Here is a 14627-nt window from a genome sequence, read left to right as displayed (position 1 = left end):
GCGTTAGGTTACTTCAGTTAAAAAAACAGTTAAATAAATCCATTCTACAACTATATAATTTTAAGAAGAAATGTGAATTATGGGAGTCACTTCCGACAAAATTCAGGAATTAAGGCTAAAAGAGAAAAAAATCAAGGCCATGGGCGGTGAAAAAGCTTTGGCCAAACGGCGTGAAAAGGGCGTACTTAACGCCAGACAGCGTCTAAACCTGCTGTTTGATGCCGGCACCTTCAGGGAACTGGACATGTTTGTGACCCACCGGTGCACCAATTTTGGCATGGAAACCAAGGAAATTCCCGCAGACGGCGTAATCACGGGCCATGGAAAGGTAAACGGTCGTCTGGTATTTGCCTATGCCCAGGATTTTACGGCCTCGGCCGGATCACTAGGAGAAATGCAGGCCAAAAAAATATGTAAGGTCATGGACTTAGGGATTAAATCCGGCGTCCCAGTTATCGGCATGAACGATTCCGGCGGTGCCCGGATTCAAGAGGGCATTGATGCTTTGTCCGGTTACGGCGAAATATTTTTTCGTAATTCCGCGGCTTCCGGTGTGATTCCGCAGATTTCGGCCATCATGGGCCCTACGGCAGGCGGAGCGGTGTATTCTCCGGCCATGACTGATTTTATCTTCATGGTCAAGGAATCCTCGTATATGTTCATCACCGGTCCTAATGTTATCAAGGCGGTCACCGGCGAGGAAATCACCTTTGAAGCGCTTGGCGGTGCCATGACCCATAACGAAAAGTCCGGGGTGGCGCAGTTTGCCTGTGCGTCTGATGAGGACTGCATTGAGCAGATCAAGCAGCTTTTATCCTTTCTGCCGTCCAACAATATGGAAGATCCCCCGATCAAACCCACAGACGATTCCCCGTATCGCATGGCCCCGTCCCTTGACACCATTATTCCGGATAGATCCAACCAGGCCTATGATGTCAAACAGGTCATTGCCGCCATTGTGGATGACGGCTATTTTTTTGAGCCCCACCAGTATTTTGCCAGAAACATTGTGGTCTGTTTTGCCCGGCTCAACGGCCGGCCCATCGGTATCATTGCCAACCAGCCCATGATCATGGCCGGTTGCCTGGATATTGATGCCTCCGACAAGGCCACCCGATTTATCCGGTTCTGTGATGCCTTTAATATTCCTTTGCTCACCATTGCCGATGTGCCCGGATATCTGCCCGGTTCCCACCAGGAATGGGGCGGGGTCATCCGGCACGGGGCAAAACTGTTATGGTGCTACGCCGAAGCCACAGTGCCCAAGCTTTTGCTGATCACACGAAAGGATTACGGCGGATCATATATCGCCATGTGCTCCAAACATCTTGGTGCGGATATGGCCTTTGCCTGGCCCATGGCCGAGGTTGCCGTCATGGGGGCTGAAGGCGCTGCAAACGTCATCCATGCAAGGGAGATAAAAAATTCCGAAGACCCCGCAGCCACGCGCAAGCAAAAAATTGAAGAGTATAATACCCAGTTTTCAAATCCCTATTGTGCCGCAGCAAGGGGATATGTGGATGCGGTGATCCAGCCGAGTGAAACCCGGCCACGACTTATAGATGCCCTTGAGGCCGTGGCAACCAAACGGGAATTTAGGCCGGCTAAGAAACACGGAAATATTCCGGTTTAACTGCTATGGGCTGTTCTTGTTTTTTGGTTTCTCACCCCTTATACAGCCCACAACGAAAGTTGCAAATCGTTATATATTACAGGGCGTTTTATAAAAATCGTTTAAAAAGTCAAGGAGACCTTTTTCATGAAAAATAAAAGATTGGCTGCTGCCATGGCTGCCGTTCACATGTATATTAGAACGGAAGAGGAGGCCGCCGTGGTTGCGATGCAAAGCCAGGCTGCCGATGCTGCTGCCAAATCTTTAACTTCTGCCCCGGTTGGGCAGATGAACCTTTGGGGCCTTTCTGGACGGCAGGCGATTATGAATGCCAACGCAATGATACGGCAAAGAATGTTTAAATGATAAAATAAAAGAAATTATGTGTAGGATATTATGACCGATCACAATGAAGTTAAAATGGTTGAGATGGATTATTCCCAAGCACGACCCAAGGCAAAAAATCCCCTGAAAATTCAGGATCTCTCCCTGCGGGACGGCCATCAGTCATTGTTTGCCACCCGGGGCCGCACCGAAGATATGATCCCTGTGGCCGAGCAGATGGATGAAATCGGTTTCTGGGCTGTGGAGGTCTGGGGCGGTGCCTCTTTTCATACCATGCACCGGTATCTCAATGAAGATCCTTGGCAGCGGCTTCGCACCCTGAAACGGTATTTCAAGAAAACCCCCATTTCCATGCTGCTGCGCGGCCAGAAACTTGTGGGATACCGTAACTATGCCGATGATCTGGCCGAACTTTTTGTTAAAAAGACCGTGGAAAACGGATTGGATATTTTCAGAACCTTTGATGCGCTCAATGATTACAGAAATTTTGAAACTGTGGTGCCTGTGATGAAAGAGTGCGGGGCGCATTTCCAGGGCTGCATCTGCTATACCCTGACAGAGCCCCGCCTGGGCAAAGGGATATATAACCTGGACTATTATGTAAAAAAAGCCAAAGCCCTTGAGGATATGGGAGCCGACTCCATCTGCATCAAGGATGTGGCCGGGTTGATGGCTCCCTATGACGCCTTTGAGCTGGTAAAAGCGCTGAAAGCTGAAGTCAAACCCCCGATCCACCTGCATTCCCATTTTACTTCGGGCATGTCCCCCATGACCCATCTCAAGGCTGTAGAGGCTGGGATTGACATCATTGATACCTGCATGACGCCTTATGCTTACAGAACATCCCATGCCGCACTTGAGCCTTTTGTAATGAGTCTTTTGGGTACCAACCGGGATACGGGATTTGATATCAATGCCCTTACCCGGATTAATGAGACCCTGGAAAAAGAGGTAATACCCAAGTATAAACACCTGCTGGATGACAGCCGCGTTTCCTTGATCGATATTGATGTGCTCCTGAACCAGGCACCGGACTTCATGCGTGCCAACTTGATTAAACAGCTTCGGGAAATGGATGCTCTGGATAAAATTGATGAGGTGTACAAAGAACTTCCCAGGGTCAGGAAAGAATTAGGGCAGATTCCCCTTGTGACGCCCACCAGCCGGATTGTGGGTACCCAGACAGTGAACAATGTGCTGTTTGATACCAAGGAAGAGCGCTACAAGATGATTACGGCCCAGGTTAAGGATCTGTGTTACGGCCTGTATGGAAAAACGGCAGTCCCCATTGATGCCCAATTGCAGAAAAAAGCGCTCAAGGACTATGAAAGGGGAGACGACCCCATTACCTGCCGCCCGGCTGAGGTGTTGACGCCGGAACTTGAAAAAGCCAGGGAAGAGATTGGCGATCTGGCCGTGGATGAGGAGGATCTTATCCTGTGTGCCCTGTTCCCCGTAACCGGCAAAAAATACCTGATGCAGAAGTATGGCAAAGAGCAGGTGCCTGATGCCGTCAAACCCATTACCTTGGAAGATGTTAAAAAACAGGAGGATATGATTAAAAAGGCTAAGGCCGGCAAACTCATTGAGCCGGTTGCGGATCTTCCTGAAAAAAGCGAGTTTGCCAGAACCTTTAATGTATTTGTTGACGGTGAATGTTTTGAGGTGGGTGTCGATGAAGTAGGCGGTTCTCCTGTGATCTCCTATGCTGCGCTTGCTGCGGCTACCCCTGCAGCACCGCCTGTGGCTTCACCAGCCCCCCCTGCAGCTCCCCCGGCTGCCCCGGCGGCAGCACCGGCCCCAAAGCCTACTCCACCAAAATCGACCGCAGCCGCACCCAAACCTGCTGCGGCTGCTGGTTCCGGCACACCTGTTCTGGCACCCATGCCCGGCATGATTGTCAAGTATGAGAAAAATGTGGGGGATACAGTGAATGCAGGCGATACCGTTGTGGTGATTGAGGCCATGAAGATGGAAAATATCCTTCCGGCAACAGCCGATGGAACGATCACTGCCATCAATTTTAAATCAGGTGATTCTGTGGCCAAGGATGATGTGCTGGCAATCATAGAATAATCTCACGATTATCTAAAACACAACAGAGGGGTGGTTTGACAACCACCCCTCTGTGCTTATTATGGTAGATGCTGCGGGTTTGTAATCCGGCACAATTATCATAAGGAGAATACAATGGCATTTGAAACCAAAGAAGAACTGCTTGAAAAATATATAAAAATGGACAAGCCCCATTGTCCGCATTGTAATGAAGAAATGACCCTGTGGGAGATTCCGCCCATTAATTTTTCGGATGGTCTGGGGTGGCAAACCCCCTATCTGTTTGTCTGTTTTAATGATGACTGCCCGTCGTATAAAAAAGGATGGGAGCATTTGATGGAATCCATGGAAGCCCCCGCCTCTTACCGGTGCTTTTGCGAACCCGGCGCCGACCATTTTGAATACATGCCCGTATTCAGTCCCATCGGGGGCACAGGATCTGTTATGGATGATGCAGCCCTTGTGGCGGAGCAAGCCCAGAAAGAACTGCTGAAAAAGACCTTTTCCATTCTCACGGATTATTATATTTCCAAAGACTGGGATGAGATTTTAAAGATCTGCCTGGACCCCAATATTCCGCCTAAAGCAAGATTGAAAGCGGTGGAAATGGTGGGGGAATTAGGTGATGCCACGGCTGTGGAGCACCTGATTAACCATAAGTTTCCGACCCCGGTGTTGCAGGAAGGGGTGCAAAAAGCAATTGAACAGCTCCATGCACGTCATTTCACCCGGGAATGCCCTTTTTGTGCCGAGATTATTAAGAATCGGGCCACCGTATGCAAACATTGCGGCAAAGATGTGCCAAAGGCATAAGAAAGCAGCGATATGCAGGAGCGTCATTGGGGAAGCCCCCCGTAAAAACAGGGCGTTGAGGCACACTAAAAGAATGATGCTCAAGTTTGTGTGTGACGCCGTACACACCTGGACCTGGAGGGTTTGAATTTCACCATTCCCGAAATTCAGACCTTGCTTGACGGTTAGGACTCGCGCAAAGTTATTTTTGCGCGAGTCCTTAGTCTTTATTTGTTGATCTTTTCCAGGTTGAAAGATCTGTAAATAATCATTTCACCGCTTCTTTTCCCCGGATCAAAGGGCGTGTCCTTAATTTCGTTTAACAGGGCCTGAGCCTTGGAATGATCCGGAACTGCGTCAAGTCCCTGTCCTATAGTTTTTCCCGTGCATGTGTCCTTGATAATGGCATTCCTGGCATCCGTGGATACGGCAAAGGGAATAATATGGTCATAGACCAGTCTGGCACCGGCCAGGATTTCCCTTTCATAGGATCCAATGGACCCTGCCACACAGGTGATAGCCATAAAGGGGCGGCCTTCCACACTTACAATCAGATCGATCACGGATGGATAGTCTTCACCCTTGAACTGAACGGTTAAAGGCACATCCACAAGAATATCCGATTTGGCGTATCCCTTGGTTTCAACCAAGAATTTTTCAAAAATCTGGCGGCTGGCTTCAGCGCCGACATTGTCTATCTCTTTGCCGGTAATATAGTCGGTGACTTGATCAAATATCATAATTTATAAACTGTTAGATTGAAAATTATTATTAATATCGTCTTTAACTTTTGGAAAAGATCAACGGATTAGACACTGGCCCGTCATTTCCAAAGGCTGATCCATGCCGAGCACCTTGAGTATGGTTGGCGCAATATCCCCAAGCTTGCCGCTCAAAAGCGTAACGGCAGGGGTGGGTTTGGCTGCAACAATAAACCTTACCGGATTTAAGGTATGGGCCGTATGAGGAGACCCGTCCGGGGCCAGCATTTGTTCGGAGTTGCCGTGGTCTGCGGTGATAAAGGCTGTGCCGCCGGTTTCCCAGATAGCTTCCACCACTTTTTTTACACAGCGGTCCACGGTTTCACATGCTTTGACTGCCGCATCAAATATACCGGTATGACCCACCATGTCCATGTTGGCAAAATTAAGCACCACAAATTGAAATTTGCCTGAACGAATTTGTTCACAGGCTTTGTCCGCCACTTTGTCTGCACTCATCTCAGGCTTCTGGTCATAGGTGTCCACATCCCGGGGAGAGGGGATGAGTATGCGCTCCTCTCCGTCAAAAACAGCCTCATCTCCACCGTTGAAAAAATAGGTGACGTGGGCATACTTTTCAGTCTCTGCAATGCGAAGCTGGGGGATTTTATGCTCGCTTAAAATCTGCCCCAAAATCTTGTCCAGATGCTGGGGGCCAAAGGCTACGGGTAGATCAAATTGCTCGTCGTACTGTGTCATGCACACAAAATCGGAGAGTGTGGGGTTTACGGTACGCTTAAACCCGTCAAAGGTTTTCTCCGTGAATGCCCGGGTGATCTCCTTTGCCCGGTCAGCCCGGAAGTTGAAAAAAATGACGCCATCTTCTTGTTCAATGTTTCCTTCATTGCCCGGACAAAAGCTAACCGGTTTGATGAATTCATCGGTTTCTTCCCTATCATAGGCGGCCTGGATGGCCTGGATAGGACTTTGATCGGAAGCATCAACGCCCTTGCCTTGGGTATAAAGTTCATAGGCTTTTTGTACCCGTTCCCAGCGGGTGTCCCGGTCCATGGCCCAGAAGCGGCCGGTCATGGTGGCGACCTTTCCTGTGCCAATCTCCTGGATTTTTTCGTCAAGCTGTTTCAAAAAACCAATGCCTGACGTGGGAGACGTATCCCGGCCGTCCATAATGGGGTGGATGAAAACTTTGGTAATGCCCTTATCCTTTGCCATTTTTATTAAAGCGAACAGATGGTTGATGTGGGAGTGAACTCCACCATCGGAAAGCAGTCCCAAAAAATGAAGGCTTCTATCGGCTTGTTTGACCTTATCCATGACAGACACCAGTGCCGGGGTAGAAAAAAAACTATTATCTTGGATGGCTGTGTTAATTCGGACAAAATCCTGGGCCACAACTCTGCCGGCCCCGATGTTCATGTGGCCTACCTCAGAGTTGCCCATGGTCTCCTCGGGAAGGCCCACTGCCTCGCCGCAGCACTTAAGGGCTGTGCTTGGGAAATTTACCGAAAGCATATCCAGAAACGGTGTATTGGCTGCCGCTACGGCATTACCTTCTTCCGAATGGTTGATGCCCCATCCGTCAAGTATCATCAAGATATTGACCGGTTTTTTTTCAGAACTCATCGTCATTCTCCATGTCTGTTTCTGTCTGTGTACCAAATCCGGAGAGGTCAACCGGATCGGCATCACTCCACAGTCCTTCTAAGTCGTAAAATGCCTTGGCTTCGGATTCAAAAACATGGATGATCAGGTGCCCGAAATCAAGAAGCGCCCACTGGCCCTCCTTGATGCCTTCTGTACCTGTCGCCTTTATCTTTGCTTCCTTAAGGGATGTTATAATGTGTTCGGAAAGTGAGGTGACCTGTCTGCTTGATCCGGCCTCTACAATGACCACCATGTCTGTATAAGAGGTGAGTTTACCGACCATCAGTGCGGTTACGCTTCTGGGTTTTCGGTCAAATATAGGAGCAAGATAGGGGATATATTCCTCTTCGAGGACGATCATTTATATAAATCCTTTGTTCTGATAAAAGTCTCAACATCTTCAGGTACAAGTCCTGAGATTGATTTACCGGCTTTGATTCGGTTCCGTATCTGTGTCGAGGAAATATCAATTCTAGGCACATTGCAGATGCGGATGGGATAAAGCCGGTCATGGACAAAAATATTATCGTTTTTAAGCTTGTAGCCTTTTGAAACGTGTTCGTCAATAAAGGATGCAAAAGGTGCCATTCCGGTTTTTTCACCCCGTTGCATCACGATCACGGGGAGGGCCCCAAAAATTTGATGGGCCTGTTTCCAGGAGGGCGTGTCAAAAAAAGCGTCAGAGCCTAAAAGCAGATGAAAACGGGCCTGGCTGCCAAAGACACGTTTAAACTGGGATATGGTATCAATGGTAAATGACGGACCTTTTCGCTGCAGCTCAATGTCGGATACCTGAAATCCGCCCAGATTTTTTACGGCGTCTGTTACCATTTTTAGCCGGTCCCGGGCGGAGGCCAGGTTCAGGTTCGGTTTGTGGGGGGGCAGGGCAGACGGATAAAGGATGATTGTGTCAAAGGCGTACTGCGCCTTAACATATTGGATAATTCCCAAATGGCCGTTGTGAATCGGATTGAATGTGCCGCCGAAAAGTCCTGCATTCATTTTGGCTGTGTCCGTAAAACATTGCCCGGCACTATTCCTTGTCTTCAGGTGTTGATGCTTGAAGCAGTTGAGCCAGGTGTTTGATCAAAGATTTAACGCCTTTGCCCGTGGCTGCGGAGATGGTAAAAATAGTCTGATCAGGCAAAGCGTTTTTGAAGGCCTCAACCCGGTTTTCTGTGCCCGTAAGATCAAGCTTGTTGAGCACCACAACCTGGGTTTTGTTTGCCAGAGTATCGCTGTGCATTGACAGCTCATTGTTGATAAGTTGAAACTGTGCCAACGGATTTTCCGGATCAATGCCGCCGGAATCAATAAGATGCACCAGAATACCGGTACGTTCAATATGTTTAAGAAATTTTATCCCAAGTCCCACCCCTTCATGGGCACCTTCAATCAGTCCGGGAATGTCGGCCACGGCAAAGGGTTCACCAAAGGGCGCTTCCACCATACCGATGGTGGGGGTCAGTGTGGTAAAGGGATAGTCGGCAATTTTGGGACGGGCCGCAGACATGGCCGAAATCAGAGTGGACTTACCTGCATTGGGCAGCCCCACAAGCCCGACATCCGCCATGAGTTTAAGCTCCAGGCGAAGCTTCATCTCAACGCCCGGAATTCCGGGCTGGGCGAATCTGGGCACCCTGTTGGTGGATGTCGCAAACCGTTTATTGCCCCGTCCGCCCATGCCGCCCTGGGCAATTATTATCTCTTTGTCGGGATCAGTGAGGTCGGCAAGGACCTCTGAGGTTTGGGCATCAAAAACAATGGTCCCAGGTGGAAGTGATAGATAACAGTGGCTGCCGTTTTTTCCATGCTTCTGCCGACCAAGGCCGGGTGATCCGTTCTGTGCACTTAAACGTTTCCGGCGGCGATATTCATAAAGGGTCCGTTTTGAAGGATCCACCCGGAGGATAACATTCCCCCCATCGCCGCCGTCTCCGCCGTCAGGCCCGCCTTTTTCAATGAAACGTTCACGCCGGAAACTGACGCATCCTGCACCGCCGCTTCCGGACCTGATCGTAACAATGACCTCATCAACAAATTTCACGCGTCATAAACACTGACTTTTTTTCTGTCACGACCTTTTCTTTCAAAGGTCACGACACCGTCAATCTTGGCAAAAATGGTATAGTCTTTGCCCATACCGACATTATTGCCGGGATGAATTTTGGTGCCGCACTGTCTGATAATGATATTACCGGCAGTAACTTGTTCTCCACCGAATTTTTTTACGCCCCGCCGTTGGGCGTTTGAATCACGACCGTTTTTTGAACTGCCTGCTGCTTTTTTATGTGACATGTTTCGCTCTCTTTCATTAACACGTTACAAATTTAATATACCTTGACAAACACTTAAGCTGAAATGGAATCAATTCTGATTTCAGTGTAATGCTGTCTGTGCCCTCTCATTTTCCGGTAGCCTTTGCGCCGTTTGTATTTGAATACAAGCTGTTTTTTGCTCCGGCCCTGTTCCACAATCATCGCTTTGACGCTTGCATTTTCAACCTGGGGCGCGCCTAAGGTAACGGTCTCACCATCGGAATATAAAAGGATATCATTAAATTCAATCTGCGATCCTTCACTACCCTCAAGTTTTTCGACTTTTAAAACCTGATCTTCGTGGACCTTGTATTGTTTGCCCCCGGTTCTGATTACTGCATACATGGGTTTATCTCCTTACAATCTGACATCATATATCGGATACTTAAAAAAACTCTGCATGATATAATTATTTGCCTTTATTGTCAATTGATTTTTGATTTTCCACTACGCCTTTTTAACAACGGAACATTTAAGGTACATGGCGCCAAACCCTGGAATCTTACAGGAAATATCGTGGCCGTTTACCGGGTCATCAAGAAGTTTGATATTTTTTACCTTCGTCCCCAGTTTCATTGTGTCCTTGCCGGCCTTAAGATCTTTGATAGTGGTCACTGTATCACCATCCTGCAACGGATTACCATTGGCATCAAGGAATCGTGGTGCATCTTCCGAGGGGGTATCACAAGCCTGATCCGGTGTCCACTCATGGGCACATTCAGGGCATATCCACAACAAGCCATCGGTATAGGCATAAGGTGAATTACATTTGGGACATACATTTTCTTCAGCTGACATAGCAAATTTTCCTGGTTGATTTTATAGATTGGTTTAAAAATTTTTTTCATGCAGTGAAACACGTATCACGATGAAAGGCAAATGAAGACTGTATTATATGCTGTGTGTATATCAGTGGCGCTTGATTTGAGTCAAACAGTTTTTGTCAACTTCGATGACCGTTTAATCTTATTTGCAGGTATAAACCGGTCTTTTTGGGGATGAAAGGCGGCGGGACAGGTTCGGATAAACTGGTTGACCAGTTTTAAGGACCCCTCGTGGACAAGGGCCAGGGCATAATACCTGAATAGAAGCCATGGGTCGGTGTTCGGGTCTTCAAGCCTTTCTGCAATGGGAGAGGAGAGATCAAGGTATCGGAAAAGTACCCCAAGCTGCATATACTCCTGCCTAGTTAGATGACGGATAATCCGGCATTTTATGGGCTGGTTTTGAATATAGGCATAAATGGAGGCAAGAAAAAAAGAGATACTGCAGGTTCTTGCCTGTGCCACGATATCTTTTCTTGTAAACCGGACATGATCAAGGATTTCGTTTTTCATGGCTGCCTTGTTTTCCGGTCTGAGATTTCGGAAACAGGTATTGTACAGATACTTGGCTTTTATCCGTTTAACCACCGAAGGAGTCAGGCTTTTTCTTTTAAGCCGGGCCTTGTCTGAAAAAACATCAAAATATTCCCTGATGCTTCTCATGCCCGGTGGGGTCAGTTCATCACTGCCGTTATCAAAGAGGATGTTTTCCACCTGAACGTCTAAAAGCGCAGGTAGAATAGACGGTCCTTGTTCTGTAAATACTTCAAGGGGTTTGAAATAATCCACTAAAAGGGCAGGGCGGCCGATTTTTTTTCTGGGGATAAATGTGGCTTTGGAGGTAATCCTGATTTTTTTATGGCCAAAGGGGTGCAATGCGCTGGTAAATGCGGGGATGACGGCAAAACATCCGTCAAGGGAAATTTCCGTGCCGTAGCTGTCTGTAATGGAGGGCTTGACCGTGGTAAAGTCTTCATCAAGTCCTGCAGGGATCAAAAGATCGGCTGTGGCATGTTGCTTGGTAAAGGATTGCCCCATCTGTTTTTCAATACTAAGAATTCTGTTTCTGTTGCGGTCGGTCAGGCTGACAGACAGTGGAATACCGGACTTGGTCAACGCTTTTGCAAGTTCCCCTTTTCCCCTTGGTATTTTGGTCAGCAGACTGAATTGGCTGGTTTCGGCCAAGCGGTTCAGCACATGGGTGATATCATGGGTTTCATCACACCAGTCCAGTGGGTCCGATCCGCCGTAGAGGGCTAAGTCCTTGTTTCCATGAGTCATAAATGTCTCAATAAATGTATTGACCGCATCATAGCTGAAATGCCCCCGGACTTTTGGTAGCGCCCATTCATTGCATCGCCGACAGAAATTGGAGCAGCCGGACGTCATCTGGAAGGTAATGGCCTGACTGAATATGTAGGTGCGCTGCCAGGGGGAGATGTCCAGTTGATTTTCCCAATATTTATATTCCATGTGGCCGGGATCAGCCTGACGGACTTTGTCTGCAAGCAGCATTTTAAGATGCTTTGTCTGTTGCTTTAAACCGGTTGCATTATCAAGCAGATGTTTGTGCCTGAGAAGGGCGGTCAAGGTCTGGCGCAAATACTTTTCATCTGTTTCGCTAAGTTCAGGATTTTTTGCTGTATCTGTGGCATGTTCTATTAGGATTTTCAGCTGATCTGTTTCTTTGGAAAAAAGAGCCGCAAGAATCCTGTTTTTCAGGTTTTCTACAAAAGATTCCGATGTTGGTATCATAAAATTAATGTGGTTATAATTCAAAACCATAAAGCGCATGAAGGACATGAAGATTCATCTTCCGGTATATTCTTCATGCGCTTTATGGCCTTCATGGTAAAATAAAAAGGGAGCTTCTATGAAAAAGCCCCCTTTAAAATATCAGGTAAATATTGCAGATAAACGTGTCTTAAACTATCCGCGAACCTCTTCTTTAACTGTAGTGGCAAGTTTGTACAGGATAGTCAGTACAAAAAAGCCTGCGCCGTATACACCCAAGGCAATAATCCCTTCCTGGAGTGTGGGGGCATACTCCCTCACATGGTGTAGCGGGGAAGGAACAAAACCACCAGCGATCATGCCCAGCGCCTTGTCGATCCAGGCACCGAAAAAGACCATGGCACAGGTGACAGGCAACAGTGCTTTGTTGTTTCTCAGTTTGGGGATCACCAGGAAAATGGCGCCTACACCCATCAGGATCAGAGCGCTCCACATCCAGGGCACCATCATGTTGTGGCCGTGCAGGCCGAACAGCAGGTACTGGGTATGGGCCAGATGGCTGGGGATACCGGAGTAGTAAACCACGAAACACTCACAAGCAAAGAAGAACAGGTTGGCAATGATGGCGTAGCAGACAATTTTTGATAAGGTCTGCATGGCTTCCCAGCCTGGATCAAACTTGGTGAACTTTCTGATAATGTAACAAAGGATGATCAGGAACGCAGGGCCGGCCGCAAAGGCAGATGCCAAAAATCTTGGGGCTAAAATGGCCGTCAGCCAGAAACCACGACCGGGCAGGCCACAGTACAGGTAAGCAGTTACCGTATGGATGCCGATGGCAAAGGGGATGGATATCAAAACAAGGGGTTTGGTCCACCAAACAGGTTCAACCTGGTTTCTTTCTGCCTCAAGCACTTTCCAGCCCACAAGAATGTTCAAAAACAGATACCCGTTGAGAACAATCATGTCATAAAAGAGCATGGAGTGGGGGGTGGGGTATAGCAGCACGTTCAGCATACGAATGGGCTGGCCTAAGTCAACAACAATGAACAGCAGGCACATGATCAGGCAGGCAACCGCCAGGAATTCACCTAAAATCGTGATCCTGTGGAACCGTTCATAATCATGCAGGTAATAGGGAATGACCACCATAACACCACCTGCGGCAACACCCACAAGAAAGGTGAAGTTGGCGATGTAAAATCCCCAGGAGACGTCCCGGCTCATGCCCGTGATCTGCAGACCGTTCAGGAACTGGTCGACGTAGGCAAGGCCGCCTGCGCCCATGACAGCGAGCAAAAGGACGATCCACAACCAATATTTTTTACTTCCTTTAATAGCTATCTCAAGCATAGTCGCCTCTCTTAAACGATGTAGTAAACACTGGGTTCGGTACCCAGGGATTGTTTACGTCTGATTGTATAATGTTCGGCCAGAAGATGTCTGATTTCAGATTCAGGATCTTCCAGATCTCCGACGACGATGGCGCCTTCGCTTGCTTCCACACAATGGGGCTGCTCACCTATAGCCAGACGTTCGGCACACAGGTTGCATTTTTCAACCACACCCTTGGTCCGAGTGGGGAACCCCGGGGCTGTCTCTTCAATGAAGGGACGCGGGTCTCTGAAGTTGAAACTCCGTGAGCCGTAGGGGCAGGCCGCCATACAGAAGCGGCAGCCGATGCAGCGGTGGAAGTCCATGATGACGATGCCGTCTTCCCGTTTGAATGTTGCCTGGGTGGGGCATGCCTGGACACAGGGCGCGTTTTTACAATGGTTGCAGGTCACAAGGAAGGGAAGATCATGGAATTTTTCAGCCAAAAATTCATCTTCCTTATCCGGGAAGGCATAGTGGAAATGTTCGTCCCAGATCCATTTGATTTCCTGTCCATCCCTGACCGGGCGGGTGCCGGGGAATTTTTCAGCATCCGGTTCCATGGTGAAATCCGGTACGTTATGGGCTTTATGACAGGCTTCCTTTACCGCTTCAGCAACTTCTTCGCTCAACTTAGAGGTGTCAATGACCATACCCCAGCGTTCGGCATGCATTGCCTCTTCGTTTCTGGCTATTTCGGGCTGGGCGCTGCCGTGGGATTCTGATGCGGCAAGATTCATTACCGGAGCAGCACCCATTCCGATGGCAGCAATACCCGCTACTTTAAGAAAGCTTCTTCTGCTCTTTATCATCATTTAATCTCCTTGGGGTTGGTGTGACAATCCCAGCAATAGGGGCTCACAGAGGCATAGTCGTGGCAGCTGTCACAGAATTTCGCTTTATCTTCATGGCAGCCCAGACAGGAGTTTTCACCTGTGGACAGGCTCATGTTAAAGGTTTCGCCGTTGGTTCCGGTGTATTTGCGGTCCCCATTACGTACAACAGAATCCCGCCACACATCCAGCAGGTACATATGTTCTGCCCGCATTTCATATTTGTCCAGAACACATTTTTTAGCCTCGGCAGCCTTTCCCAGAAGTTCGGGTTTAGGCGCTGCCTGTGTGGTTGTGATCAAATTGAACCAGAACGGAGAAAGAACGGCGAGCACGAATACCGCAAGTCCTGCCATAATCATGTTTTTACTCAT

Annotated in this window: 16 protein-coding genes; 4 read left to right on the top strand and 12 right to left on the bottom strand. The window is 48.3% G+C overall.

Translation table 11 applies throughout. From position 1 onward, the window contains the following. Nucleotides 1-79 precede the first annotated feature (79 nt). The 4 genes from B147_RS0110100 (at nucleotide 80) to B147_RS0110085 (ending at nucleotide 4825) form a co-directional block, all read left to right on the top strand. Nucleotides 80-1633, top strand: coding sequence for an acyl-CoA carboxylase subunit beta (locus tag B147_RS0110100; protein WP_020587085.1), 1554 nt, complete (start codon nucleotides 80-82; stop codon nucleotides 1631-1633). 126 nt (nucleotides 1634-1759) lie between these two features. Next, nucleotides 1760-1978: a hypothetical protein gene (locus tag B147_RS0110095; protein WP_020587084.1), complete on the top strand. Its 219-nt coding sequence runs from the start codon at nucleotides 1760-1762 to the stop codon at nucleotides 1976-1978. Between the two features lie 30 nt (nucleotides 1979-2008). Further along, nucleotides 2009-4033 (top strand): pyruvate carboxylase subunit B, encoded by a 2025-nt coding sequence (locus tag B147_RS0110090; protein WP_020587083.1) that lies wholly within the window; start codon nucleotides 2009-2011, stop codon nucleotides 4031-4033. 114 nt (nucleotides 4034-4147) lie between these two features. Next, nucleotides 4148-4825 carry a zinc ribbon domain-containing protein gene (locus tag B147_RS0110085; protein ID WP_020587082.1) on the top strand — a complete coding sequence of 226 codons (678 nt, stop codon included), beginning with the start codon at nucleotides 4148-4150 and terminating at the stop codon, nucleotides 4823-4825. A 206-nt stretch (nucleotides 4826-5031) separates the two neighbouring features. On the opposite strand, the gene B147_RS0110080 is transcribed toward B147_RS0110085, so the two are convergent. The 12 genes from B147_RS0110080 to dsrJ form a co-directional block, all read right to left on the bottom strand. Then, nucleotides 5032-5544, bottom strand: a complete 513-nt coding sequence (locus B147_RS0110080) for a type I restriction enzyme HsdR N-terminal domain-containing protein (RefSeq protein ID WP_020587081.1) — start codon at nucleotides 5542-5544, stop codon at nucleotides 5032-5034. 60 nt (nucleotides 5545-5604) lie between these two features. Beyond that, nucleotides 5605-7149 carry a 2,3-bisphosphoglycerate-independent phosphoglycerate mutase gene (gene gpmI / locus B147_RS0110075; protein ID WP_020587080.1) on the bottom strand — a complete coding sequence of 515 codons (1545 nt, stop codon included), beginning with the start codon at nucleotides 7147-7149 and terminating at the stop codon, nucleotides 5605-5607. Further along, complete coding sequence (rsfS, locus tag B147_RS0110070; protein ID WP_020587079.1) at nucleotides 7139-7531, bottom strand: ribosome silencing factor; 393 nt, start codon at nucleotides 7529-7531, stop codon at nucleotides 7139-7141. Before rsfS ends, gpmI begins: the two co-directional genes overlap by 11 nt. Next, on the bottom strand, nucleotides 7528-8172 hold the full coding sequence (nadD, locus tag B147_RS0110065; protein ID WP_020587078.1) for a nicotinate-nucleotide adenylyltransferase: 645 nt from the start codon (nucleotides 8170-8172) through the stop codon (nucleotides 7528-7530). Before nadD ends, rsfS begins: the two co-directional genes overlap by 4 nt. Nucleotides 8173-8203: 31 nt before the next feature. Then, nucleotides 8204-9217: a GTPase ObgE gene (gene obgE, locus B147_RS0110060; RefSeq protein WP_020587077.1), complete on the bottom strand. Its 1014-nt coding sequence runs from the start codon at nucleotides 9215-9217 to the stop codon at nucleotides 8204-8206. Beyond that, nucleotides 9214-9468: a 50S ribosomal protein L27 gene (gene rpmA / locus B147_RS0110055; RefSeq protein WP_020587076.1), complete on the bottom strand. Its 255-nt coding sequence runs from the start codon at nucleotides 9466-9468 to the stop codon at nucleotides 9214-9216. The genes obgE and rpmA overlap by 4 nt, the downstream gene beginning before the upstream one ends. Before the next feature lie 53 nt (nucleotides 9469-9521). After that, a complete protein-coding gene (gene rplU / locus B147_RS0110050; protein WP_020587075.1) occupies nucleotides 9522-9833 on the bottom strand; it encodes a 50S ribosomal protein L21 in 312 nt (103 codons plus the stop codon). 102 nt (nucleotides 9834-9935) lie between these two features. Further along, nucleotides 9936-10286: a zinc ribbon domain-containing protein YjdM gene (locus B147_RS0110045; RefSeq protein WP_020587074.1), complete on the bottom strand. Its 351-nt coding sequence runs from the start codon at nucleotides 10284-10286 to the stop codon at nucleotides 9936-9938. 131 nt (nucleotides 10287-10417) lie between these two features. Then, on the bottom strand, nucleotides 10418-12115 hold the full coding sequence (locus B147_RS0110040; RefSeq protein ID WP_020587073.1) for a hypothetical protein: 1698 nt from the start codon (nucleotides 12113-12115) through the stop codon (nucleotides 10418-10420). Nucleotides 12116-12241: 126 nt separating this feature from the next. Further along, on the bottom strand, nucleotides 12242-13399 hold the full coding sequence (dsrP, locus tag B147_RS0110035) for a sulfate reduction electron transfer complex DsrMKJOP subunit DsrP (protein WP_020587072.1): 1158 nt from the start codon (nucleotides 13397-13399) through the stop codon (nucleotides 12242-12244). Nucleotides 13400-13410: 11 nt separating this feature from the next. Further along, complete coding sequence (gene dsrO / locus B147_RS0110030; RefSeq protein ID WP_020587071.1) at nucleotides 13411-14235, bottom strand: sulfate reduction electron transfer complex DsrMKJOP subunit DsrO; 825 nt, start codon at nucleotides 14233-14235, stop codon at nucleotides 13411-13413. After that, nucleotides 14232-14627 (bottom strand): sulfate reduction electron transfer complex DsrMKJOP subunit DsrJ, encoded by a 396-nt coding sequence (gene dsrJ / locus B147_RS0110025; protein WP_020587070.1) that lies wholly within the window; start codon nucleotides 14625-14627, stop codon nucleotides 14232-14234. The genes dsrO and dsrJ overlap by 4 nt, the downstream gene beginning before the upstream one ends.

The organism is Desulfobacter curvatus DSM 3379, assembly GCF_000373985.1.
Classification (GTDB): domain Bacteria; phylum Desulfobacterota; class Desulfobacteria; order Desulfobacterales; family Desulfobacteraceae; genus Desulfobacter; species Desulfobacter curvatus.
The sequence above is the reverse complement of the archived record's forward strand: the minus strand, read 5'-3'. Positions and strand labels throughout refer to the sequence as shown.